The sequence below is a fragment of the Plantactinospora sp. GCM10030261 genome, assembly GCF_042666615.1.
Taxonomy (GTDB): Bacteria; Actinomycetota; Actinomycetes; order Mycobacteriales; family Micromonosporaceae; genus KBS50.
This window is the reverse complement of sequence record NZ_JBHTDD010000010.1, coordinates 1-22,906: the sequence shown is the minus strand read 5'-3', so window position 1 is coordinate 22,906 and position 22,906 is coordinate 1. Positions and strand designations below refer to the sequence as shown.

Below are 22,906 nucleotides of genomic sequence, written 5' to 3'. Positions count from 1 at the left end.
CGGATCAACCCTGGCGTCCGAACAGCTCGTCGATGTCGGCCCGGGCGGGCATGGCTACCGAGGCACCGAGCCTGCGCACACAGGCCGCACCGGCGGCGCTCGCCCAGCGGGCCGCATCGACGACATCCCGACCCTCGGCCCAGGCCACGGCCAGCGCGCTGGTGAACGCGTCACCGGCACCGGTGGAGTCCACGGTTCCCACCGTGACCGGGGGGATGTGCACCGGTTCGCAGTCCCTAGCCACGTACCACGCGCCCGCCGCGCCGAGGGTCAGCACCGCGCGCGGTACGACGGAGAGCAGCGCCGCCGGGTCGTCCCGCCCCCGACCGGTGATCGCCCGCGCCTCACCCTCGTTGGCGACCAGCAGGTCGACGGCCTCAAGCAGCTCCGGCGGCAACCGCTGGGCCGGGGCGGCGTTGAGCACCACCCGGGTACCGGCCTCGCGGGCGGCCCGGGCGGCCTGCGTGACCGTACCTACCGGGATCTCCAACTGGGCCACCAGCACGTCGGCGTCCCGGATGACGCCCAGCTCGTCCCCGGTCAGGTCGGCGAACGCCGCGTTGGCTCCGGGAGTGACCAGGATGGCGTTCTCCCCCTCCGTGTTCACCATGACGAGGGCGACGCCGGAGGATCCGTACACCACGCGGAGCCGGGCGGTGTCGACGCCGGACCGGGCGATCCGGGCGGACAGCGTGACTCCGAACGAGTCGGAGCCGACGGCACCGAGGAACACGCACGACCCGCCCGCCCGGGCCGCCGCGATGGCCTGGTTGGCGCCCTTACCGCCGGGCACCATCATGAAGTCGGTTCCGAGCACCGTCTCGCCGGGTTGCGGCAGCGCTGGGGCGGTCGCGACCAGGTCCATGTTCGCGCTGCCGATGACGACGACCCGTGGCTGCGGCATGGCGTACCTCCGGGGGTTGGTGGTCCGGACGGGAGTCTACGGCCGCTGCCGGATCGGCCGATAAGTGGCAAGCTGGCCGTCCATGGGAGAACTGCCGATCGGAGTGATGTACCGCAGGGAGAACCCACCGGAGAACCTGACGGCCTACGCGCGGCTGGCGGAACGCCTCGGCTATGACGAGTTGTGGCTGGTGGAGGACTGCTTCTTCGCCAGCGGCATCGCCTCCGCCGCGGCGGCCGCCGCCGCCACCGAGCGACTGACGATCGGCCTCGGCATCCTGCCGGCGGCCTTCCGCAACCCCGCGGTCACCGCCATGGAGCTGGCCACCCTCGGCCGGATGTTCCCGGGCCGGATCCGGGCCGGACTGGGACACGGCGTGACCGACTGGGTACGCCAGGTCGGCGCGGCACATCCGTCGCCGCTTGCGGTTCTCGGCGAGACGGTCGAGGCCGTACGGGCGTTGCTCGCCGGCGGGACGGTAAGCGTCTCCGGCCGGCACGCCAACCTCGCCGGGGTCGCGCTGGAGTATCCGCCGGAGCCAGCACCACCTGTCGCGATGGGCGTCCGGAACGTCAGGTCGCTGCGCCTGTCGGGCCGGTCCGCCGACGGCACCGTCCTCGCCGAGGGCGCCAGCTCCCGATACGTCTCGTGGGCCCGGGAGCGGATCGACGAGGGCCGTCGGGACGCCGGCCGGACCGACCCGCACCGGCTCACCGTGTACGCGCAGTTCGATCTCGACGAGTCCGCCACGGACGCCCGGCGGGAGCTGGCCGGTTGGGTGCTCCGGTCGCTTCCCGCGGCCGACGACGACGTGGCGTCGACCGTCGCCGACCTGCTCCGGGCCCATCCGGATCCGGCCGACCTGGCCGAGGCGCTGCCCGAGGAGCTGGTCGACCGGTTCGCGGTGGCGGGCACCGGTGACCGGTGCGCGGCCGCGGTACGCCGGCTCGCGGCCGCCGGCGCGGACGCCGTGGTGCTGGCTCCGCCGAAGGATCCGCAGCTGGCGGTGGCCCAGATCACGATGGCCGCCGACGAGCTGCTCCCGCTGCTGCGGTGAAGCAGGGGCGGTCAGGCCGCGCGGGCGGTGAAGCGGTCGCCGGTGCGCTCGACGATCAGCGGGAGCCCGAACGTCTCGGTGAGGTTCTCGCTTGTCACAGTCGTGCCGAGCAGACCCTGAGCGACCACGCCGCCGGTGCGCAGCAGCAGTGCGTGGGTGAAGCCCGGCGGGATCTCCTCGACATGGTGGGTGACCAGCACCATCGCCGGAGCGTCCGGGTCGAGGGCCAGCTCGGCGAGGCGGGCCACCAGTTCCTCCCGGCCGCCCAGGTCCAGCCCGGCGGCCGGCTCGTCGAGCAGCAGCAGTTCGGGATCGGTCATCAACGCCCGAGCGATCTGCACCCGCTTGCGCTCACCCTCGGAGAGGGTCCCGTACGGCCGCTCACCCAGCTCGCCGACGCCGAGTTGGCGCAGCAGTTCGCCAGCCCGGGTCTCGTCCATCGGGTCGTAGCTCTCCCGCCACCGACCCACCACCGACCAGGCGGCGGTGACCACCACGTCACGGACCCGCTCCTGGGCCGGGATCCGATCGGCGAGCACCGCCGTGGAGAGCCCGATGCGGGTACGCAGCTCGTTGACGTCGGTCCGCCCGATCCGCTCACCCAGTACGCGCGCGGCGCCGGACGTGGGGTGCAGCCGGCCACCGGCCACCGCCAGCAGGGTGGTCTTCCCGGCGCCGTTGGGGCCGAGCACCACCCACCGCTCGTCCACCTCGACCCGCCACCCGATCTCCCGCAGCAGGTGGTTGCCGGACCGTAGCACGGAGACGCTGTCGAGGTCGATCACCAGGTCGTCGTTCGCGGGATCGGTCGGGGTCGCGCCGGGGCCGGCGAGCAGGTCACTACGCACCCGCCCATCCAATCACGGGCCCGCGAGCTGCCCCCCGCCGGCGCTGTGCGGGCCGTAGGGTGGTGACCAGTATCGGTGGAGCCCGACGTGTCGCGGGCTCCCAGTCAGCCCATCGGTCGCCGGACCGGCGGGTCTGGGGGGTCCCATGAGCGCGGTCATCGAGATCGCCGGTCTGCGTAAGACGTTTCGTCACCTGCGCCGCACCTCCCGGGTCGCCCTGGACGGCTTCGACCTGAGCGTGGCGGCCGGTGAGGTGCACGGATTCCTCGGGCCGAACGGGTCCGGCAAGACCACCACCCTGCGCGCGCTGCTCGGCCTGGTGCGGCCGGACGCGGGCCGAATGTGGGTGCTCGGCGAGCCCACCCCGGACCGGCTGCGGGTCGTGAGTCACCGACTCGGGGCCATCGTGGAGAGTCCCCAGTTCTTCGCCAACTTCACCGGGCGGCGCACGTTGCAGCTGCTCGCCACCGCCGGCGGGTTACCGGCGTCACGGGTCGACGAGGTGCTGGAACTGGTCGGTCTGCGCGGCCGGGGCGAGGAGCGGGTGCGGGCGTACTCGTTGGGCATGAAGCAGCGGCTGGCGGTGGCGTCCGCGCTGCTCAAGCGGCCGGAGCTGCTGATCCTGGACGAGCCGGCGAACGGCCTGGACCCGGCCGGTATCCGGGAGATGCGGGATATGGTTCGCGGCCTCGCCGCGGACGGCGTGACCGTGCTGGTGTCGAGCCACCTGCTGACCGAGATCCAACAGATCTGCGACCACGTCACGATCATCTCGCGCGGCCGGCGGGTCACCACCGGCCGCGTGGACGAGGTGTTGGCCGGGCACGACCGGGCCGAGTACCGGGTACGGGTGGCCGACCCGGACCGCGCCGTCGCGCTGCTGACGGAGGGCGGAATGTCCGTCGCCGCCACCGCCGACCACCTGGTGGTCGGGAACGTGGCGGACCCGGCCGGGCTCACCCGACTGCTGGGCGAGCACGATGTCTGGCTGACCGAGCTGACCCCACTCACGCCCGACCTGGAGAGCGTCTTCCTGGAGCTGACGGGGGCGGCCGCGGTGCCGGACCTCCCACGCCAGGTCGACGTGGCGGGCCACGACGGCCCCCAGGTGATCGAACTGGGCGCGCTGACCACCGAGGATTCGGGAGTACAGCCGTGAATCTGGTCCGCGCGGAGGCACACCGGCTGGCCTCACGTGGTTTCGTCCGGCTCATGGTGGCGCTGCTGCTGGCCGCGTTCGGGGTGACCATCGCCACCACCTTGGCCGGCTCGCACCAGCCCACCCAGGAGGAGGTGTTGACCGCCCAGCGGGAGGCCGACGACGCGTTCTACACCATGCAGCGGTACTACAGCGACTGCCTGGAGCGGCAGCGGTTCGACGCGCCACCGGAGGACCCGGCCGTCGCGCCGCCGGACTGTGAGCGGGTGCGGCCGGTCCGGCCGAGCCTGGCGACCTACCTGGCGGGTGTGTTCGTCTTCGAGCGGGAGATCAAGCCGCTGAGCTACTTCCTCATCGCCTTTCTGGTGTTGTTCGGCTTTCTGGTCGGCGCCTCCGCCGTCGGGGCCGAGCTGACCTCCGGCGGCATGACCAACATGCTGCTCTGGCGACCGGAGCGGATGACGGTGCTGGGCGTGAAGCTGGGGACGGTCCTCGGCGCGACGTTGGCGGTGTCGGTCGCCGCGACGGTCGGCTACGTCGGCATCTTCCGGCTGATCGCCGAGGTGGCCGGACTCCCTGGCCGGTTGGGCGGTGAGTTCTGGGGAGGTCTGCTGCTGATGCTGGCACGCGGTCTGGTGCTGGTGCTGCTGGCCACCGCGACCGGCTTCGCGATCGCCACGCTGGGCCGGCACACGGCGGCGGCGCTCGGTGTCGTCGCGGCGTACGGGGTGATCTGGGAGGCCGGCGCGCGGATCGTGATGGAGATCAGCCAGACCACCCGCAGTGACCTGTGGATGTTGTCCACCCACATCGCGGCCTGGCTGCGCGGGCGGTTGGAGCTGTGGGACCTCAGCGGGTGCTCCGGCTTCGCGTGCTCGCCGATGTACACTCTCACCGCCACCCAGTCCTTCATCGTGCTGCTGGCCGTCACCGGCGGCTGCGTCGGTGCCGCGTTCGCCGCGTTCCGCCGCCGGGATCTCGCCTGAGCGGGCCAGGTGGCGTGTCCGGCTGCGATGGTTCGCCGCGATGGGCGTCGTCGAGATCCTGGTCCACATGCACGACGTGGCCGCCGGGTTGAATCTGACCTGGTCCCCGCCGGCCGATCTGTGCGGTGCGGCGCTGCGCCGGCTGTTTCCGTCCGCGCCGGCCGGCCGCGAGCCGTGGCCGACCCTTCAGTGGGCCACGGGCCGGCTGGCCCTGCCCGGCCTGCCGGCGCTCACCTCGTGGCGATGGGACGGCACCCCGCGCGGCTAGATGTGCACGAACGTTACGGGTTGCCGGTATGCACCGGGCCTGACGGCCAGACGCATTCTCGGTCACCGAGGACGGGCCGCACGGCGATCCGGCGGTCGCCTTTGCGCTGCCGTAGTCCACGCAACGGCAACTCACGGTAACCGTCGCAACCGACCACCATATATCGATAATTGACAATAATATTAGTTTGATCCGGGTGTTGCGTGGGCTACAGCAGCGCAAAGGGCGCCGGGACCCCGCGGCAACCCAAACGAGACGTGACACACGGTACGCAGTAAGTGGCGTCCGGGTGATCTCACCCCAGGGCCGAACAGCGTGGGCTCGGACAGGTCGAGGCCGGGGCACCGTCGACGAAGGCCTCGCGAGGGTGTATCGCCGACGTCAGCCGGGTACCGGACGCCCGTGACGAACCATCCGGACATAACGACCGCCAGACTGTCGCTGCGCCAGTTCCGGCCGGAGGACTTCGCCGTCCATCGCGCCGTGGTCGACGTCGATCCCACGGTCACCTGGGCCGGACGACGCCGGCCGGTCACGGCGAGCCTGCGGAGTTGGGCGGACCGGCTCGACGGCTGGCAGCGCGACGGCTTCGGCATGTGGGTGACCGAGGTCACCGCCTCCCGGGAGGTGATCGGCCATTGTGGTCTACAACGGATGGCCGACGAGGACGAGGTCGAGCTGGGTTACTACCTCGGCCGTGCCGCGTGGGGTCAGGGTTACGCTACCGAGGCGGCGCGCGCCTGCCTGGCGTACGGGTTCGACCACTGTGGTCTGCCGTCGGTCGTCGCGGTCGTTCGCCACGACAACACAGCGTCCCGCGGGGTGCTGCGGAAGGTTGGCATGCGCCCCGAACGGGACGGGGTCTTCTACGACGCCGATGCCACGCTCTTCCGGCTCACCGCCGCCGAGTTCCGCCGGTAGGTTTGCCCGGGTTCCGGTACTGGCCCTCGTCGGTGGACCGTAGGCTACCGACGTGATCTACAAGCTGCTGACCGTCGACGAGTGGGACCGCGCCAAGGTGACCGGCCGGTACGAGGGCTCGGCCGACGACCTGCGCGACGGGTACCTGCACTTCTCCACCGCCGAGCAGGTGGTGGAGACGGCGGAACGGGTGTTCGCCGGCCAGACCGGGTTGACCATGCTCGCCGTCGACCCGGACCGGGTCCATGCCGAGCTGCGCTGGGAGCCGTCGCGCGGTGGCGCGCTCTTCCCCCATCTGTACGGTCCGCTGCCGGTGGCCGCGGTACGTGCCGAGTATCCGCTGCCGGCCGACCAGCCGGTCGGCGCGGCGGTCGCCAAGGCGTTGCGGCAGGCCGAGGCCCACGACCGCTGACGAGGCATGCGCGTTCCTCAACCGACGGTGGAGCCGAACACCTCGTCTCGGGCGGCGTCCAGCGCGACGGCCAACGCCCCCCGCAACACCGGCTCCTCCGGCACCTCGGTCACCACCACCTTCGGCGCGACCGGGGTGATCGCCGCGACCTCCTGCCCCACCCGCTGGGCGAGCGCCTCCCCGCCGGCCCGGCCCACCTCCCCGGCGAGCACCACAAGCGGCGGATCCAGGACCACGCAGGTGGCGGCGACGCCGAGGGCGAGCCGCCGGGCCACCTCGTCCAGCACGGGTCCCCCGGCCGCGCCGGCGGCGCTGGCGGCGCGTACGGCGTCGGCGGCCGTGGCGGCCGGGAAGCCGCCCTCCCCCGCGACCGTCCGGATCGCCTCGGCACCGGCGAGCTGGCCGAACGGCGGCATGGTCCGGCGGGTCGCGTCCCGATAGACCGGGGCGCCGGATACCGGCAGGTAGCCGATCTCGCCCGCGGCGCCGGTGCTGCCGTGGTGCAGCCGACCGCCGAGCATGATGGCGAGCCCCACCCCGATGTCCGCCCAGAGCATGACGAAGTCCCGGACCCCGTGCGCGGCTCCGGACTGGGCCTCGGCCACCGCCGCCAGGTTGACGTCGTTCTCGAATACGACAGGGGTGTGCAGATCCTCACGCAGGGCCGCCAGCAGTCCACGGTGCCAGCGCGGCAGGTTGAACGCGAAGGTGATGTCGCCGGTGGCCGGGTCGACCAGGCCCGGTGTGCCGAGCACCACCCGACGTACCGAGGTGAGCTGGGCGTCGGCGCTGCCGGCGGCCTGAACCACCGCGTTGTGCACGACGCCGACCGGATCGTCGGTGTCCCGGGTGGACTGCTCGACCCGAGCGGTGACCCCGCCGGTGATATCCGCGCAGGCCGCCACGACCCGGTCGGGGCCCACGTCCACCCCGACCACGTGCGCGCTGGCCGGACGTACGGCGTACAGCTGGGCGTTCGGGCCGCGTCCGCCGGCCTGCTCGCCGACCCGGGTGACGAGTCCGCGCTCCTCCAGCCGTTCCACCAGTTGTGACGCGGTGACCTTGGACAGGCCGGTCAGGACACCGAGCTGAGAGCGGGTGAGCGGCCCGCGGGCGAGCAGCAGCTCGAGTGCCGCGCGATCATTGAGCGCGCGCAGCAGGCGTGGCGTGCCGGGAAGGCGGGGGGCGCTCATCTGGGTCCCTCTATTGTCAGCAAACTTAACTGTTCATAATCAGCCCACCAGGGTAGCCGTAGCGTAATGGTCAACCGGCCGTCCGGCGCTCGGCCTACCTGGCAGGTGACGGGTCGAGAGGGCCTGTCCGGGCACGCCGTCCGGCCGACGCCGGGCCGCGGAGGGGAGACACCGTGGGGACCGATCCAGGGCTGCGCCGGCTGGCGTTGCGGACACTTCTGGCCGCCTTTCCCGGGACCGAACCACCGGAATGGGCGCTCGACCTGACCGCCGAGGGACTTGCCGGCTTCACCCTGTTCGGCCGCAACATCGACGCTCCCGGGCAGGTCGCCACCTGCACCGCGGCGCTGCGCGCGAGCCGTCCCGACGTGCTCGTCGCCATCGACGAGGAGGGTGGCGACGTGACCCGGTTGGCGCACGCCGTGGGCAGCCCGTACCCGGGCAACGCGGCCCTCGGCGCAGTGGACGACGTGCCGCTGACCCGCCGGGTCTACCAGGCCATCGGCGCCGAACTGGCCGCGACGGGAATCACGCTCAACCTGGCGCCGACCGTCGACGTCAACTCCGCCGACGACAACCCGGTGATCGGCACCCGGTCGTTCGGCGCGGATCCGGCGCGGGTCGCGGCGCACGCCTCCGCCGCGGTGGCCGGCCTCCAGGACGCCGGCGTCGCCGCCTGCGCCAAGCACTTCCCGGGCCACGGAGCCACGGTCGCCGACTCGCACCACGAACTGCCGACCGTCGACGTACCGCTGGAGGTGCTTGTCGAACGCGACCTTCCGCCGTTCGCGGCCGTCATCGCGGCGGACGTCCGAGCGATCATGACCGCGCACATCCGGGTCCCGACACTGACCGGCGCGCTGCCCGCCACCTTCAGCCGGGCCGTCCTGGTCGACCTGCTGCGCGATCGGTACGGCTTCACCGGCGCGGTCGTCACCGACGCACTGGAGATGAAGGGCGCATCGGTCGCCGCCGGCGGCACTGGACCGGCCGCGGTGCGCGCCCTGGCCGCCGGCGCCGACCTGCTCTGCATCGGCGCCGACGTGGACGCGCCGCTTGTCGACACGGTCGTCGGCGAGATCGCGACGGCGCTGCGGGACGGCCGGCTCCCCGTCGAGCGGGTCGAGGAGGCGGCGTCGCGAGCGGACGACCTGGCCCGCTGGACGCGGACCCGGACGCCGGCCGAGGTGACCTCGGCCGACCTCGGATACGTCGCGGCGCGCCGGGCCGTCCGGGTGGAGGGCGAACTGCCCGACCATGGGACCGCGCTGGTGGTCCAGCTCGTCGCCGCCTCGACGATCGCCGAGGGACGGGTGCCATGGGGTCTCGGGCCGCACCTGAACGGGACGCCGGTGCACCGGGTGGTCGCCGCCGACACCGATCCCGCGGCGCTGCGCGAGGTGATCGGCGATCGGCCGATCGTGCTTGTGGGTCGGCACCTGCACCGGCTGGCGGGGGCGCGGGAACTGGTCGAGGCGCTGGCCGCCACGCACCCGGTGACAGTGGTGGAGATGGGCTGGCCGTCCACCTGGCGGCCCACCGGTGCCCGGGCTTTCATGACGACGTACGGCGCGAGCCACGCGAACGGCCGCGCGGCGGCCGAGGTGTTGGGCCTTCGGCCGGCCTGAGGCGCCCGCGAGCGACGTGGATGGCCCACCGGCGAGCGATCGCCCCAGCCGGACCCTCCGGCCGTCGTACGGGCGGAGGACGTCGGCCGGACCACTCGGGATACCGTGGCGACGATGAGCGAACAGAGCGGAGCGGTCGGCCCGGCCGACGGGACCGGCCGCCCCCACATCGCGGGTCCGCGGTCGTCGGGGGCCGGACGGTCCACCGCCCGCGGTGACCAGACCCGGCAGCTCATCCTCGACACCGCCATGCGGCTATTCCGTGAACGCGGCTACGCCCAGACCACGATGCGCGCGATCGCCCAGGAGGCCGGGGTCGCGGTCGGCAACGCGTACTACTATTTCGCCTCGAAGGAGCACCTGATCCAGGGCTTCTACCGGGACACCGAGGTGGAGATCCAGGCCGCCGCCAGGCCGGTGCTGGACACCGAACGGGCGTTCGTCGCCCGGCTGCGTGGGGTGCTGCACGGCGGCATCGATGTGCTGTCTCCGTCGCACGAGTTCGCCACCTCGTTCTTCAAGACAGCGGCCGAGCCGACGTCGCCGCTGAGCCCGTTCTCGGCCGAGTCGACGGAGACCAGGGTCCGCACGATCGGGATCTTCGCGGAGGTGCTCGACGGTTCGTCGGTCCGGGTGGATCGGGAGCTGCGCCCGATGCTGCCGGAGCTGCTCTGGCTGGCCTGGCTGGGTGTCGTGCTGTTCTGGGTGCACGACCGCTCGCCGGATCAGGTGAAGACCCGTCGCCTCATCGACGGTGCGGCTCCCCTGATCGACCGGCTGGTGCGGTCGTCCCACCTGCCATTGCTCCGGCCGGTCACCCGGGAACTGCTGGACCTGCTCCGGGTCATCCGCCCCTGATCACGCACGGTTGCCGATCCATCGGGACCACAGCATCCAGCACCCTCCTCGCGTACGAGAAATAGCAGCTCAGGCACCCGAAGGAGGAATTCGGGCGAGCCACCTTGAAAGCCAAACGGTGAATCCGTAGCGTTACCGATGCGCCGCGAGCCACTGCGGCCTCTGGCACCACTTCCGCCGGCACACCCGCCTGTTCCGTGCTGCCTCGCATCCGGCACGCCGCCGCCTCGGCCCGTTCCGGCTGCCCGAAGTCCCGGCCTGGGGATGGACGCGGACCGTGGACCCGTGCGGGTCCACGGTCCGCGAGACGCGACCTCGGTCGCGCGGGAGGTTGCCGCGTTCGCCCGTCAAGACTCACCCACAGGTCGGGTTCACCTAGGGGAGGGATCAGGCGAGCCACCCATGGGAAATGTGGCGGATCGTTCCTAGGCTCGTCACCATGCCGACGTCCGTGTGCCCCTCCCACGGCCGGCCGAACGGGCGGCTGTCGCGGGCCGCCCTCGGCGTCGCCCCCCTGGTCTGGTTCGCGGGCTGGCTGGTCACCCGCCTCGGCGGGCATCGCGGGCCGGGAGCCGCCTGGACGGTGGCCCACCTCGTGTGGGTGGTCGGCTTCGCGCTCCTCGCCGCCGGCTCGGTCGCCCTCTACCGCATGGTGGACGGCCGCCGCCGCCAGTTCGCCAGACTTGCCGTCCCGCTGGCGGTGGTCGGTGCGGCGGTGCTCGCCGCGCAGGCGATCGTTTCGCTGGTCGCGGGCTGGCGGGCTGGCGACCGGGCTGACCTGGCCGATCTCGTCCACCGGCTCAGCGAACCGCCGGGCCTCCGGTACGTTCTGCACGACCTGGGGCCGGCCCTGCTGCTTGTCGGCCTGGTCATCCTGATCGTCCTGGCCGCCGGCCAGCGGGAGGGCGGCACCGGCGGCAGTCTGCTGGCGGCGATCGGCGTGGTGCTGATGGTGGTCGGCCGCGCCTCGACCGGCGGGTGGCGCGTCTTCGAAGGGCTGGGCGCCCTGTTCATCTGGCTGGCCGTGTTACCGCTGCTGTTCGAGACCAGAGCAGCGGAACCGGCCGAGCCGGCGGACCGGACCCGGACGCCTGCCACGTCCGGCGCGTCCGGCGCGTCCGGATCAGGGTGACCGAGGCAGCGGGGACGTGACGTCACCCGGCCTGCGGTGGATCGACCATGCCGTATGCCGACCAGCCCCGATCGGGGAAGCCGGCGGCCCGGGCCACCCGCGCCGACGCCACGTTGTCCACCGCGTGCAGGTAGGTGGGGATGGCACCCTCATCCAGCACCCGGCGGGCAGCCTGGGCGACCAGCCGGCGAGCCAGGCCCCGGCCACGCGCCGCCGGCTCGGTGCCGACGGCCAACTCGTGCCCGTGCCGGTCGTGCCGCTTGATGCCGACACCGGCCAGGTAGCCGCCGTCGACGTCGCGGGCCAGCAGCACCTCCCCACCGAACGGCCGCAGCCAGTCCGGGACCACCGGATCTCCGGCCGGCACCCACTCGCCGGCCGGCGGCAGCCGGGCCGGGGACCGGGTGGTCCGGAACACCGCCCGGTAGGTACGGGAGTCGGGCCGGTGCAGCACCGCGGGAAGCCGGGCCAGCAGGCGTCCCAGTGAGCCGGCGGCGGCCATTCGGGCGGCGACCGCCCGGTCCGGGGGGATCGAGATCACCGTCGACCCCCCGCCGCCGACACCGACCATCGCGTACACCTGACCATCCCAGCCGGGCGTGGTCCGGCGGACCGACCCGACGACGTGCAGGCCCGGACCGGCCGGCCACTGCCCCAGCCAGGTGGCCAGATGCAGATAGAGACGCCGGTCGTACATCGGGCTCCCTCCGCACCGCCCAAGGGCGGCCGGGGCGGCCACCGATCGACCGGCTGATCCTATTGCCGCCGCCGCTCGGCTTGGTGGTCCTCCGCGCGCGCCGCACGCACGCGGGGCCGCGACGCCGACCAGCGGGCGGCGACGGACACGACCGCCCACAGCACCGCCAGCCACCATGCCAGCCGGGTCAGCGCCAGGTGCGACAGGCCGGGCTCCGGTGCCACCGTCGCACCCGGCCGCAGCACCAGCGGCACGGCGAGCAGCAGCAACGTCGCCGTCATCACCAGCCCGGCCCGGACCCACCACCGAGCCGGCGCCGGCAGCGACCTGGCCACCAGCAACCCCGCCGCCGCGACCACCGGGGCCAGCACGGCGTCGTGCAGCACCGGACCCGCCACCAGCCAGGGAACCATGCGAGCCGCCTCGGGCCAGGCCAACAGGCAGCCGTACGCGACGGCCGCCGCGCCGAGCACCACCAGCGCCATCCGGGCCATTCTCACGTCAGCACCTCGATCCGGGTGACCCACTTCGTCTGCAGAACGCCCGGCCGGCTGGGCGCGATGATCCGGCAGGGGTAGCCGTGGTCCGGGGACAACGGCTCGTCCCCGAGCCGCAGCGCGAGCAGGGTGAGCGGATCCCGTACGTGACCCGCCGGAAGGATGCTTGTGGCGTACAGACCGGCGGGCTCCAGGGACCGGATCCGCACCGGCCGGTCGGTGGGCGCGCCGGCGGAGGCGAGCAACCCGGCCACCGGAACGCCTGTCCAGGTGGCCGTCGCGCTCCAGCCTTCCACGCAGGCGATCGGCAGCCGGGCCGAGCGTTGTGGCAGCGCCGCGAGGTCGGCGAGGTCGAACGTCCGCCGACCGCCCGGATGGATCACCTCCAACCGCCAGTCCGCCGGTACCACGATGCCCGCGGCGGCCGCCGTCCGGTTCACCGGTACGCCCTGTGGCCCCTCGCCGCCGCGCCAGACCAGCGGCGACAACCGGCGCAACCAGGGCACGGTGACCCCGGCGGTGGCCAGCACCGCCACCCCGGCTGTCCCGACCGCCGTACGCAGCAGCGCCCGCCGGTCAGTGTCGACATCGGGTGGAGCGGGGCCGGACCCGAGGGCCGACCGGATGACCGGCAGCTTCACCCCGACGTGCACGGTCAGGGCCCCGATCGCCAGCCATCCCGCGGCGTAGTGGGCGGCCGGGAAGAAGAAGTGCCACGGATAGGTCTGCGCGACGTTGAGCGTGCCGGTGATCAGCTCGAAGCTCACGGCCGCCAGCAGGACCAGGATCGACAGCCGTTCCAGGGCGTGTCCGAGCAGCCGGCGGGTCGGCCGCAGCGGCGGTCGGGCGAACAGCCGGGGATAGACGCTCCACAGCTTGACAAGCAACAGCGGGACCGCCGCGATCCCGGACAGCACGTGCGTGCCCTGGGTGACCTGGTAGAGCCACACCGGTCGGCTGGGCCAGGCGAACCAGCCCGGCGGGTGCTGGATGAGGTGACTGAGCAGCCCGGTGCCGAAGCACAGTGCCACGGCCAACCCCAGCCACAGACCCAGCCGGGCGGCCACCTCCGGGGCGTGGGCCGGCGCGCGGAAGTCGGTGGGCCGCGGCAGCCGAAGCCGGCCGGTGGGCCCCGGTCGTCGGGTCGTCACCGGCGGACCAGTTCGGCGAACCACCGCCCGTGGGTGGTGTACATGGCGCGCACCGGCAGGCCCTGGCCGCTCGCGTACCCGTCGAGCAGTTCGATGCCCAGTCGGGCCCACCGGAACACCGGGCCCCGGTGCCGGGGACCGTGCCGATCGCCAGACGCGACGTACGCCTGGCCGCGCCACAGGCCCGTGCCGGGTCGGGCGAGTTCCACAAGCGCGCTGCCGCCGGGTCGGAGCAGTTCGGCGCACCGGCGGAGCAGCGCCGCCGGGTCCCCGCCGATCCCGACGTTCCCGTCCACCAGCAGGACGTGCGCCCACCGTCCCTCATCCGGCAGCCGCTCGAAGACGTCCCGGAGGAGCGCGTCGGCGCCGCGGTTCCGGGTGAGCCGCACCGCCACCGGCGAGGTGTCGATTCCCAGGGCGACCACCCCACGCCGGGCTACCGCCACGGTGAGCCGGCCCGGTCCGCACCCGACGTCGACCGTCGGGCCGGTGCAGCGCCGCGCCAACTGGCACAGCTCCGGTTCGGCCGGTCCGTGCCAGCGGCGCGCCGGAAGCGGTAGGCACCGGCCGTCATCCTGGACCAGCCAGTGCCGCTCGCCGGGCCGGGGAGCCAGCGGCACCGCGAAGGCACCCGCCGCGCCCTCGGCGACCCCCATGGTGTCCGCGGCCAGCACGGTCGACCGCCCACTCATCGGCGCACCTCCCCGACCAGCCTCGTCCCGCTGGCGGGCACGGCCAGTGTCGCGGCCACCCCGGCCACGGTGGCGGCGAAGCGGCCACCGGGTGCCATCGAGGCCACCTCCCGGGCGGTCGCCCAGGTGTCCACGTCGGTCAGGGTGTCCGCGTCGACCACCCGCGACCCACACCCGGCCAGCGCCGCCCGGGTGAGCGAGCCGGTGTTCGGGGTGGACATCGGCACCGTCCGGAGCACGTCTGCCAGGGCGGCGTCGCGCAGGCCCAGTGCCCACCAGCCGCCGTCGGTGGCCGGCCCGAGGACGGCGTCCGCCGCCTTGAGTCGTGCCACGGCGGCGGTCAGGTCGGCGGGGCGTACCTGCGGCGTGTCCATGCCGATCTGGAGCACCGGCCGCGCCGGGGCCATCATGGCCGCGTCGGCGTGCGCGTTGGCCAGCCGATCGGCGAAGCCCGCGCCACGCTGCGGCACGATCCGCCAGCCGGTGAGAGCGGCGGCCAGGTCGGCCGCCCGCACCGCGTCGCCCAACCGCCCGGCGCACGCGAGGACCGGCACGACGCCTGGGGTGGCGCGCACCGCGTCGATCGTGTCCAGCAGCGCCGCCGCCGCCACGGCCGCCGCCTGCCGAGGACTGGCCGGCGGGCACAGCCGGGTCTTCACCGCGCCGGGCACCGGGGCCTTGGCCATCACCAGCAGGATGGTCACCGCAGCACCAACGCCATGTCGCGAACGGCGCGCAGGGTGCCGCGGACCGACCCGGAGACCTTCGACCGGGTGCCGGCAGCGCGCCGGCCGTAGGGAACGCTCTCCTCGTGAATCCGCCAGCCCGCGGCCCCGGCACGGAGCAGCAACTCCAGCGGGTAGCCGAAGCCACGGTCGGCCACCCGCAACTCCAGCAGGTCCGTCCGGCGGCCTACCCGCACCGGTCCGATGTCGTGCACCGGGACGCCGCGACGGCGCAGCATCGCGGCGATGGCGACGTTGCCCGCGCGGGCGTGCCACGGCCACGCGCCCGGCGTGACCGGCACCCGGCGCCCCACGGCCAGGTCGGCCCACCCGGCCAGGACCGGTCCGGCCAGCGTCGTCAACGCCGCCGGGTCGAGCGACCCGTCCGCGTCGAGGAACCCGACGACAGGCGTCCGGGCCGCCAGTAGCCCCCGGTGCACGGCAGCGCCGTATCCGCGTACCGGTTCGCGCAGCACCACGGCCCCGTGCCGGGCGGCGACCTCCGGCGAACCGTCGGACGATCCGTTGTCCACCACGATGGCCCGACATCCCGGGGGCAGCGCGGCCAGCACCCCCGGCAGGGCGGCCGCCTCGTCGAGGCAGGGCAGCACCACATCCATCTCCATGCCTGGCGACGCTAGGGCCGATCGGCTGGCGTGGACCGGCCCCCGGCGTTACGGAATCCTTACCGGACCAGCCATTTCTTACGGCCCGATGACGGGTTCTTACGGCCCGCTGACGGATCGTCGGGAACCCGCCCGGCGGGGCGTCCTGGACGTACCGTCGGCGATCGTCATGTCTGGATGCCACGCCACCGCCACCGCCCCGTCCGTCCGACCGAGACTCCGCGACCCGGACGGGCGGCGGGCCGACCGCGCGCTGCTCGCCGTCGGACTCGCGCTGGTCGCCGTGGCTGCCGGCGTCGGGGCGGTGCTGAACCACCACGGGGTACGGCTGTACGCGGACGCCGCGCCGCTGTACGCCAGTTGGCAGCCGCATGTCGGGTGGGGCAGCGCCCCGGCGGTGGCGCTTGCCGTCGCGGTCGTCGCCTGGGGACCCGGCTGGGCCGCCGGGGCGGGCTGGCGCCGGCTGCTTCTCGCCGGGTACGCGGCGGCGGTGGCCTGGACCCTGTCGCTGGCCCTGGTGGACGGCTGGTCCGCCGGGTTGACCCGCCGGCTCACCCCGCAGGCCGAGTACCTGTACGAGGTGCCCCGGGTCGGCTCGGTCTCCGACCTGCTGGCCGGATTCGCCGGCCGCATCCTGGATCACCAGCCCGGCTCGTTCGCCACCCACACCGCCGGCCATCCGCCGGGTGCGCTGCTCGTCTTCGTCGGCCTGGACCGAGTCGGCCTGGGCGGCGGGACGTGGGCGGCGTTGGCCTGCGTGCTGGTCGGCGCGAGCGTGGCCGTTTCGGTCCCGGTGGCGCTCCGGGCGCTTGGCGACGAACCGGCGGCACGGGCCGTGCTGCCCTTCCTGGTGCTCCTGCCGGGCGCGGTCTGGATCGGCGCCTCAGCAGACGGGATCTTCGCCGGCGTGGTGGCCGCGGGGCTGGCGCTGCTGGCGTCCCGGAGTCGCTGGGCCGCGGTGCCGGCCGGACTGACGCTCGGCGCCGCGCTCTACCTGTCGTACGGATTCGTGCTTGTCGGTCTGCTGGCGTTGACGGTCCTGGCACTGCGGCCGGACCGGCGGCTGGTCACCATGACGCTGGCGGGTGGCGGAGTGCTCGCGGTGGTGACGGTGTTCACCGTCGCCGGGTTCGACTGGCTGGACGGATACCACCTCGTGGTGCGGCGGTACTACCAGGGTTGGGCGGCGGACCGGCCGTACGGCTACTGGGTCTGGGCCAATCTGGCCGCGCTGGTGCTGTCGGCCGGACCCGTGGCGGCGCCCGCGCTGCGCCGCGCCGGGGTGGCGGCGTACCGGGCGCTGGCGGGGACGGTCCGGCGGGTACGCCGGGCACCGGCCGGGCCGGCCCCGATCGCCGCCGCGCCGGAACCGGTGACCGTCTGGTTGCCGGTGGCGGCCGCCGGGGCGGTGCTGCTCGCCGACCTGTCCGGCCTGTCGAAGGCCGAGGTGGAACGGATCTGGCTACCGTTCACCGTCTGGCTGCTGATCGCGGTGGCCCGGTTGCCGTCCGGTGACCGGCGTCGCTGGCTGGCCGGCCAGGCGGTCACCGCGCTCGCCGTCAACCATCTGTTGTGGACGGTTTCCTGACGGCGCGCGCCTCCCGCGTCTCGTCCGCCACCGCCGCCGCGGCGCGCAGTGGATCGGTGGCGAACGCCCGCACTCCGGCGGCGAAAGTCACCTCGGCCCGGAAACCGAGCAGCGCGGCGGCCCGCTCGGGCGAGGCCACCACGTGACGCACGTCGGCCGGCCGGGCGCCACCCACCACCTCCGGTGGTGGGCCGCCCACCGCGTCGGCCAGCGCCACCGCCAGTTCCCCCACGGTGTGCGGCTCGCCCGAGCAGACGTTCACCGGCACGCACTCGCCGGGTGGCGGATCGGTGGTCAACGCCAGCAGGTTGGCGCGTGCGACGTCATGGACGTGGACGAAGTCGCGGCGTTGCCGACCGTCCTCAAGCACCCGGGGCGGTCGCCCGGCCGCCAGCGCCGAACGGAAGATGGCGGCGACCCCGGCGTACGGCGTGTCCCGGGGCATCCGCGGGCCGTACACGTTGTGGTAGCGCAGCGCCCACACGGCGCCGCCGGTCTGCCGTGCCCACGCGCCGGCCAGGTGTTCCTGGGCCAGCTTCGTCGCCGCGTAGGTGCTGCGGGGACGCGTCGGGGCGTCCTCCGGCACCCGTTCGGCGGTGAGCGTGGCGCCGCAGGCGGCACAGCCGGGGTCGTACCGCCCGGCGGTAAGGTCGGCCGGGCGGCGCGGCGCCGGCGTCACGACTCCGTGCGCCGGGCAGCGGTACCGACCCTCCCCGTAGACCACCATCGAGCTGGCCAGCACCAGCCGGCGTACCCCGGCGGAGTGCATCGCGGCCAGCAGCACGGCGGTGCCGAGGTCGTTGTGGCTGGCGTAGTCGGGAGCGTCGCCGGGGTCGACGCCGTGCCCGACCATCGCCGCCTGGTGGCACACCGCGTCCACGCCGCGGAGCAGCCCGGCCAGCCGATCCGGGTCCCGCACGTCGCCACGGACCAGCCGGTGCGCGGCCGACCATTCCGGCGGCGCGGCACCGTGCGCCTGGGGTAGCAGCGCGTCCAGCAGCACCACCTCGTGTCCGGCCGCGACCGCCAGGTCGGCAACGTGAGATCCGATGAACCCGGCTCCGCCGGTGACCAGAACGCGCACGCCGCCACGCTAGGTCGGTGAGCCGGGGTTCGGTGGTGACGTGGGCCAGCCGTAAGGCATCCACAAGAACTGGGCCGCCGATCGTCGCGCCGGGGTGGCTACGCTGACCCGATGGCGGGCGACGACTCCCGGGGTACGGGCACGGGCCGGCGGATCCTGGTGGTGGACGACGATCGCACGGTAAGCGATGTGGTGTGCCGGTATCTGGTGCACGCGGGCTACACGGTGACCCACGTCGGGGACGGCGCCGAGGCGCTGCGGGTCGCCGAGCGGGAGCGGCCCGACCTTGTCGTCCTCGACCTGATGTTGCCGGTCGTCGACGGACTGGAGGTGTGCCGGCGGCTGCGCGACCGGTCGGCGGCCCTGCCGATCGTCATGCTGACCGCGCTGGGCGAGGAGGCGGACCGGGTGCTCGGTCTGCGGCTGGGTGCCGACGACTACGTCACGAAGCCGTTCTCCCCGCGTGAACTGGTGCTGCGCGTGACGTCGGTGCTGCGCCGGACGGCCGTCGCGCCGGAGTCGCCGCGTCCCGCCGTGCTGACCGACGGCGCACTCGTCGTCGACCCGGCGCGCCGGCTGGCCCGGCTGGGTGCCACCGAGCTGACCCTCACGGTTCGCGAGTTCGACCTGCTCGCCTTCCTGATGCGGCACCCGTCCCGGGCGTTCCGCCGGGCCGATCTGCTGGACCGGGTGTGGGGCTGGAGCTTCGGCGACCAGTCCACGGTCACCGTGCACGTGCGGCGGCTCCGCGAGAAGGTGGAGGACGACCCGGCGGTCCCGCGCCGGATCGTCACGGTGTGGGGGGTCGGTTACCGGTACGAGTACGCCGATGCGTGACCTCGCCCTGATCTTCGCGATGTCGTTGGTCGCGGCCGGCCTGGTCGGGCTCGCCGGCGCGGTGACGTTGCGGCTGCTGCGGGGCAGGTCCATCACCCTGCACATCGGCGTCCTGCTCGCGGTGACGGTGACCGCCGTGGTGGCCGGGGTGGTGGTGGTCGCCGAGGCGATGTTCCTCTCCGCCCATGATCTGGAGGTCGTGCTGATCACGGTGACGGCAGCGGCCGCGGTGAGTCTCGTGGTGGGCACGCTGTCCGGTCGCCGGTTGGCCGCCGCGGCCGTCTGGGCCGAGCAGGCCCGGCAGCGGGAGCGGCAGCTCGACGCCAGCCGGCGGGACCTGGTCGCCTGGGTGTCCCACGACCTGCGTACGCCGTTGGCCGGGTTGCGGGCGATGGCGGAGGCGCTGGAGGACCGGGTGGTGGCCGATCCGGCGACGGTCGCCGAGTACCACCGGCGGATCCGGACGGAGACGGACCGGATGGCGCGGCTCGTGGATGACCTGTTCGAGCTGTCCCGGATCAACGCCGGCGCGCTGCGGTTGACGCTGTCCGCCGTACCGCTGCGGGACCTGGTGTCCGACGCGCTGGCCAGTGCCGAGCCGGTGGCCGCGGCCCGGCGGGTCCGCCTGGTGGCGTCGGAGTACGGCGGACCGGCGGCGGACGGTGGCGGCTGGCCGGTGGTCTCCGCGAGCGAGCCGGAACTGGCGCGGGTGGTGGCCAACCTGCTGCTGAACGCGGTGCGGTACACGCCGGAGGACGGCACGGTGCGGGTGGATGCCGGACGGGACACCGACGGCGTGTGGCTGTCGGTGGCGGACACCTGCGGCGGCATCCCGGAGGCGGACCTGCCCCGGCTGTTCGACGTGGCGTTCCGGGGCGAGCGGGCCCGCACCCCCCGGACGGCGAGCGGCGGCGGTGCCGGGGGGTTGGGCCTGGCCGTGGTGCGTGGCCTCGTGGAGGCGCACGGCGGCCGGGTGGACGTGCAGAACATCGTGGGCGGCTGCCGGTTCGTGGTCCGTCTCCCCAGGTAGGAATTGCCGTTACGCCCCGCGATCGGTCCCGGAGCCGCAGGATGGACGGCAGCGGGTCCGAGGAGGCGGAGATGGAGCAGGGGACCGAGATACCTCGTCGCGGCACCCGGATCGACCCGGTGGTGGTCGGCCTGGGAATTGCCGGGGTGCTCGCCGTCGTCCTGTGGGGGGTCTTCGCCCGGCCGTCCCTCGCCGACTTCGGCACGAACGGGCTCGCCTGGGTTCTCGGCACGTTCGGCTGGTTGTTCGTGGTGGCCGCGGACGCGCTGCTGGTGCTTACCGTGATCATCGCGGCGAGCCGGTTCGGCCGGGTCCGCCTCGGCGCCGACGACGAGGAGCCGGAGTTCAGCACCCTCGCCTGGATCGCCATGATGTTCAGCGCCGGCATGGGTATCGGCCTGGTCTTCTATGCCGTCGCCGAACCGATCGGGCACTACGCCGATCCGCCGCCGCCCACCGGCATCCCGCCGCAGTCCGACGCGGCGGCGTCGGCGGCCATGCAGTACACCTTCTTCCACTGGACCCTGCACCCGTGGGCGATCTACGCGGTGACCGGCCTCGCCCTGGCGTACGCGACCTTCCGCAAGGGCCGGGGCAACCGGATCTCCGCCGCCTTCGTGCCGTTGCTGGGGGCCCGGGCCGACGGCGCCGCCGGCCGAGTGATCGACCTGCTCGCCGTGTTCGCCACCGTCTTCGGCACGGCCACCAGCCTGGGGTTGGGCGCCCTACAGGTGGCGGCGGGCCTGGACATCGTCGGGGGAATACGGGAGACGACGAGCCTGGACGTCATCGTGATCGGCGCGCTGACCGCGGCGTTCGTGGTGTCGGCCTTCACCGGCCTGCACCGGGGGGTGAAGTGGCTGTCCACGCTCAACGTCCTGCTGGCCGTGCTCCTCATGTTCTTCGTCTTCGTGGTCGGTCCGACCATCTACACACTCGAGGTGCTGCCCGCGTCGGTCGGCAACTACCTGCAGAACCTGCTGACCATGTCGACCCGTACCGGCGCCTTCTCGGACAATGCCTGGCTCGGAACCTGGACGATCTTCTACTGGGCGTGGTGGATCTCCTGGGCCCCGTTCGTGGGCACCTTCATCGCCCGGATCTCCCGGGGACGTACGGTCCGGCAGTTCCTCGTCGGGGTGCTGCTGGTGCCGAGCGGGGCGAGCGTGGTGTGGTTCTCCGTCCTGGGCGGCAGTGCGCTGCGCCTGCAGGCCACCGGCGCCCGGGACCTGGTGGCGGACGTGGACGCCGGGGTCGAGCAGGCCCTCTTCGGCCTGCTGGCAGCCCTGCCGCTGGCCTCGGTCACCTCGGTGCTCGCCATGGTGCTGATCGCCATCTACTTCGTGACGAGCGCCGACTCCGCCTCGCTGGTCCTGGGCTCGCTCACCTCGCGCGGAGCGCTGCACCCGAACCGGCTCCTCGTGGTGGCCTGGGGGGTGCTGATCGGCGCCGTGGCCGCCGTCCTGCTGCTGGCCGGCGGCCTGTCCGCGCTCCAGCAGGCGACCATCATGGTCGCGCTGCCGTTCCTGGTGGTGCTGCTCGGCCTGTCGGTCTCGTTGCTGCGTGAACTGGCCGCCGATCCGATGGCCGGCGGACGCGGCCGACACACCCGCCCGTACGGGTTGGGCGCCGCCGTCCGGGCCGCCCGCTCCTACCAGGAGGAGGACACCGACCCGCACCCGGTGCGCTGGTTCCTCGGCCGCCGGCCGCGGTGACCGGCCGGCCCGTCCGGCGGTGCCGCCCGCGCCGGCTCCGCGCCGCTCAATGCCCTGCCGGCCGTCCCGGCTTGGTGTCCATCACCGGCAGACCTGACGAGGTGTACGCCGTGAGGTCGTCGGTGATGACGCCTCCCGCGTATCCGGGCAGGTCGGCCAGCCAGCGGAGCCCCGCGTGCCCCATGGCCAACGCGGCCGTGGCGTAGGCGTCGGCCGCACCGAGGTCGGGTCCGACCACGGTCACCGAGCTGAGTCCGGTAGCCGGCTGGCCGGTACGCGGGTCGATCACGTGCCGCCCCCGTTCGTACGTCCCCGAGGTGGCGATCGCCAGATCGGTGACGGCCAGCACCCACGTCACCCGGTCCGGCTCGACCGGGTGCCGGATACCGATCCGCCACGGCTCGCCGGGACGCGGCCCGCCCCGCGCCCGGATGTCCCCGCCCGCGTTGATCCAGTGGGCGGCGCAACCGGCCGCCAGCAGCCGGTCGGAGGCCACCTGCACCGACCAGCCCTTGACGTATCCGGACGGGTCGAACCGCCCGGTGGCGTACGCGTCGAAGTAGCCGTCGGTCCGGCCCCACAGGTCCGCGCAGGTGTCGACCACCGCCCGCAGGTCGGCGGAGCACTCGGCGATGCTCAACTCCCCGCGGTGGAAGCGGTTGACCTCACTGTCCTCCCGGTAGGTGCTGAACCGCCGGTCCACCTCCCGCAGCCAGTCGAAGGTCTGCTCGGCCAGGTCGGCCAGCCGGTCGGCCGGCAACGGGTCACTGAGCTGGACGCTGACGGCCGTACCCATGATGTGTTCGACGCGGCGCAGACCCATCCCGACAGATTTACCGCCTGCCGCCCGCACGCACCACCCCTCCCCGTTCCCCTCCCCGTTCCCCTCCCCCTCCCC

At 73.6% G+C, this 22,906-nt stretch carries 24 protein-coding genes; 13 read left to right on the top strand and 11 right to left on the bottom strand.

Annotated elements, in window-relative coordinates; genetic code table 11:
- Nucleotides 1–4: 4 nt before the first annotated feature.
- Nucleotides 5–904 (bottom strand): ribokinase, encoded by a 900-nt coding sequence (locus ACFQUZ_RS14125; RefSeq protein WP_377442063.1) that lies wholly within the window; start codon nucleotides 902–904, stop codon nucleotides 5–7.
- An 82-nt stretch (nucleotides 905–986) separates the two neighbouring features.
- On the opposite strand from ACFQUZ_RS14125, the gene ACFQUZ_RS14120 reads away from it, so the two are divergent.
- Nucleotides 987–1,961 carry an LLM class flavin-dependent oxidoreductase gene (locus ACFQUZ_RS14120; RefSeq protein WP_377442061.1) on the top strand — a complete coding sequence of 325 codons (975 nt, stop codon included), beginning with the start codon at nucleotides 987–989 and terminating at the stop codon, nucleotides 1,959–1,961.
- An 11-nt stretch (nucleotides 1,962–1,972) separates the two neighbouring features.
- On the opposite strand, the gene ACFQUZ_RS14115 is transcribed toward ACFQUZ_RS14120, so the two are convergent.
- Nucleotides 1,973–2,821, bottom strand: a complete 849-nt coding sequence (locus ACFQUZ_RS14115; RefSeq protein ID WP_377442059.1) for an ABC transporter ATP-binding protein — start codon at nucleotides 2,819–2,821, stop codon at nucleotides 1,973–1,975.
- A 133-nt stretch (nucleotides 2,822–2,954) separates the two neighbouring features.
- Between ACFQUZ_RS14115 and ACFQUZ_RS14110 the strand changes: the two genes are divergently transcribed.
- From ACFQUZ_RS14110 to ACFQUZ_RS14090, 5 genes are all read left to right on the top strand, one after another.
- Nucleotides 2,955–3,968, top strand: a complete 1,014-nt coding sequence (locus ACFQUZ_RS14110; protein WP_377442057.1) for an ABC transporter ATP-binding protein — start codon at nucleotides 2,955–2,957, stop codon at nucleotides 3,966–3,968.
- Nucleotides 3,965–4,954: an ABC transporter permease gene (locus ACFQUZ_RS14105; protein ID WP_377442055.1), complete on the top strand. Its 990-nt coding sequence runs from the start codon at nucleotides 3,965–3,967 to the stop codon at nucleotides 4,952–4,954. The genes ACFQUZ_RS14110 and ACFQUZ_RS14105 overlap by 4 nt, the downstream gene beginning before the upstream one ends.
- Before the next feature lie 40 nt (nucleotides 4,955–4,994).
- A complete protein-coding gene (locus ACFQUZ_RS14100) occupies nucleotides 4,995–5,222 on the top strand; it encodes a hypothetical protein (protein WP_377442053.1) in 228 nt (75 codons plus the stop codon).
- Nucleotides 5,223–5,624: 402 nt separating this feature from the next.
- Nucleotides 5,625–6,143 (top strand): GNAT family N-acetyltransferase, encoded by a 519-nt coding sequence (locus tag ACFQUZ_RS14095; RefSeq protein WP_377442051.1) that lies wholly within the window; start codon nucleotides 5,625–5,627, stop codon nucleotides 6,141–6,143.
- A 52-nt stretch (nucleotides 6,144–6,195) separates the two neighbouring features.
- Nucleotides 6,196–6,555 carry a DUF952 domain-containing protein gene (locus tag ACFQUZ_RS14090; protein ID WP_377442049.1) on the top strand — a complete coding sequence of 120 codons (360 nt, stop codon included), beginning with the start codon at nucleotides 6,196–6,198 and terminating at the stop codon, nucleotides 6,553–6,555.
- Between the two features lie 17 nt (nucleotides 6,556–6,572).
- Here the strand turns inward: ACFQUZ_RS14090 and ACFQUZ_RS14085 are convergent, their stop codons facing one another.
- Complete coding sequence (locus ACFQUZ_RS14085) at nucleotides 6,573–7,748, bottom strand: ROK family protein (RefSeq protein ID WP_377442047.1); 1,176 nt, start codon at nucleotides 7,746–7,748, stop codon at nucleotides 6,573–6,575.
- 173 nt (nucleotides 7,749–7,921) lie between these two features.
- Here ACFQUZ_RS14085 and ACFQUZ_RS14080 point away from each other — a divergent pair, with 173 nt between their 5' ends.
- From ACFQUZ_RS14080 to ACFQUZ_RS14070, 3 genes are all read left to right on the top strand, one after another.
- Nucleotides 7,922–9,376, top strand: a complete 1,455-nt coding sequence (locus tag ACFQUZ_RS14080; protein ID WP_377442045.1) for a glycoside hydrolase family 3 N-terminal domain-containing protein — start codon at nucleotides 7,922–7,924, stop codon at nucleotides 9,374–9,376.
- Between the two features lie 114 nt (nucleotides 9,377–9,490).
- Nucleotides 9,491–10,234 carry a TetR family transcriptional regulator gene (locus ACFQUZ_RS14075; RefSeq protein ID WP_377442043.1) on the top strand — a complete coding sequence of 248 codons (744 nt, stop codon included), beginning with the start codon at nucleotides 9,491–9,493 and terminating at the stop codon, nucleotides 10,232–10,234.
- A gap of 439 nt (nucleotides 10,235–10,673) precedes the next feature.
- Nucleotides 10,674–11,366 carry a hypothetical protein gene (locus ACFQUZ_RS14070; RefSeq protein ID WP_377442041.1) on the top strand — a complete coding sequence of 231 codons (693 nt, stop codon included), beginning with the start codon at nucleotides 10,674–10,676 and terminating at the stop codon, nucleotides 11,364–11,366.
- Nucleotides 11,367–11,388: 22 nt separating this feature from the next.
- Here ACFQUZ_RS14070 and ACFQUZ_RS14065 read toward each other — a convergent pair whose 3' ends face one another.
- Genes ACFQUZ_RS14065 through ACFQUZ_RS14040 form a run of 6 tightly spaced genes read right to left on the bottom strand, consistent with a single transcriptional unit; the run spans nucleotide 11,389 to nucleotide 15,754 of the window.
- Nucleotides 11,389–12,063 carry a GNAT family N-acetyltransferase gene (locus ACFQUZ_RS14065; RefSeq protein ID WP_377442039.1) on the bottom strand — a complete coding sequence of 225 codons (675 nt, stop codon included), beginning with the start codon at nucleotides 12,061–12,063 and terminating at the stop codon, nucleotides 11,389–11,391.
- A 59-nt stretch (nucleotides 12,064–12,122) separates the two neighbouring features.
- Nucleotides 12,123–12,563, bottom strand: a complete 441-nt coding sequence (locus tag ACFQUZ_RS14060) for a hypothetical protein (RefSeq protein WP_377442037.1) — start codon at nucleotides 12,561–12,563, stop codon at nucleotides 12,123–12,125.
- Complete coding sequence (locus ACFQUZ_RS14055; protein ID WP_377442035.1) at nucleotides 12,560–13,711, bottom strand: molybdopterin-dependent oxidoreductase; 1,152 nt, start codon at nucleotides 13,709–13,711, stop codon at nucleotides 12,560–12,562. Before ACFQUZ_RS14055 ends, ACFQUZ_RS14060 begins: the two co-directional genes overlap by 4 nt.
- Nucleotides 13,708–14,403, bottom strand: a complete 696-nt coding sequence (locus ACFQUZ_RS14050; protein ID WP_377442033.1) for a class I SAM-dependent methyltransferase — start codon at nucleotides 14,401–14,403, stop codon at nucleotides 13,708–13,710. The genes ACFQUZ_RS14055 and ACFQUZ_RS14050 overlap by 4 nt, the downstream gene beginning before the upstream one ends.
- Entirely contained in the window at nucleotides 14,400–15,107 is a 708-nt protein-coding gene (locus ACFQUZ_RS14045) for a DUF2064 domain-containing protein (RefSeq protein ID WP_377442032.1), read from the bottom strand. Before ACFQUZ_RS14045 ends, ACFQUZ_RS14050 begins: the two co-directional genes overlap by 4 nt.
- Nucleotides 15,104–15,754, bottom strand: coding sequence for a glycosyltransferase family 2 protein (locus tag ACFQUZ_RS14040; RefSeq protein ID WP_377442030.1), 651 nt, complete (start codon nucleotides 15,752–15,754; stop codon nucleotides 15,104–15,106). The genes ACFQUZ_RS14045 and ACFQUZ_RS14040 overlap by 4 nt, the downstream gene beginning before the upstream one ends.
- A 169-nt stretch (nucleotides 15,755–15,923) precedes the next feature.
- Here ACFQUZ_RS14040 and ACFQUZ_RS14035 point away from each other — a divergent pair, with 169 nt between their 5' ends.
- Nucleotides 15,924–17,342, top strand: coding sequence for a hypothetical protein (locus tag ACFQUZ_RS14035; protein WP_377442028.1), 1,419 nt, complete (start codon nucleotides 15,924–15,926; stop codon nucleotides 17,340–17,342).
- On the opposite strand, the gene ACFQUZ_RS14030 is transcribed toward ACFQUZ_RS14035, so the two are convergent.
- Nucleotides 17,314–18,426 carry an NAD-dependent epimerase/dehydratase family protein gene (locus tag ACFQUZ_RS14030; RefSeq protein WP_377442026.1) on the bottom strand — a complete coding sequence of 371 codons (1,113 nt, stop codon included), beginning with the start codon at nucleotides 18,424–18,426 and terminating at the stop codon, nucleotides 17,314–17,316. The genes ACFQUZ_RS14035 and ACFQUZ_RS14030 overlap by 29 nt on opposite strands.
- 111 nt (nucleotides 18,427–18,537) lie before the next feature.
- On the opposite strand from ACFQUZ_RS14030, the gene ACFQUZ_RS14025 reads away from it, so the two are divergent.
- The 3 genes from ACFQUZ_RS14025 to ACFQUZ_RS14015 all read left to right on the top strand — a co-directional run bounded on the left by ACFQUZ_RS14025 (nucleotide 18,538) and on the right by ACFQUZ_RS14015 (nucleotide 22,008).
- The gene (locus tag ACFQUZ_RS14025) at nucleotides 18,538–19,263 is read left to right on the top strand and encodes a response regulator transcription factor (RefSeq protein ID WP_377442024.1); all 726 of its coding nucleotides are present in this window, start codon (nucleotides 18,538–18,540) and stop codon (nucleotides 19,261–19,263) included.
- Entirely contained in the window at nucleotides 19,256–20,293 is a 1,038-nt protein-coding gene (locus ACFQUZ_RS14020; protein ID WP_377442022.1) for a sensor histidine kinase, read from the top strand. Before ACFQUZ_RS14025 ends, ACFQUZ_RS14020 begins: the two co-directional genes overlap by 8 nt.
- 71 nt (nucleotides 20,294–20,364) lie before the next feature.
- Nucleotides 20,365–22,008 carry a BCCT family transporter gene (locus ACFQUZ_RS14015; RefSeq protein ID WP_377442020.1) on the top strand — a complete coding sequence of 548 codons (1,644 nt, stop codon included), beginning with the start codon at nucleotides 20,365–20,367 and terminating at the stop codon, nucleotides 22,006–22,008.
- 46 nt (nucleotides 22,009–22,054) lie between these two features.
- On the opposite strand, the gene ACFQUZ_RS14010 is transcribed toward ACFQUZ_RS14015, so the two are convergent.
- The coding region (locus tag ACFQUZ_RS14010; protein ID WP_377442018.1) for an FAD:protein FMN transferase at nucleotides 22,055–22,906 on the bottom strand (852 nt) is incomplete at its 5' end.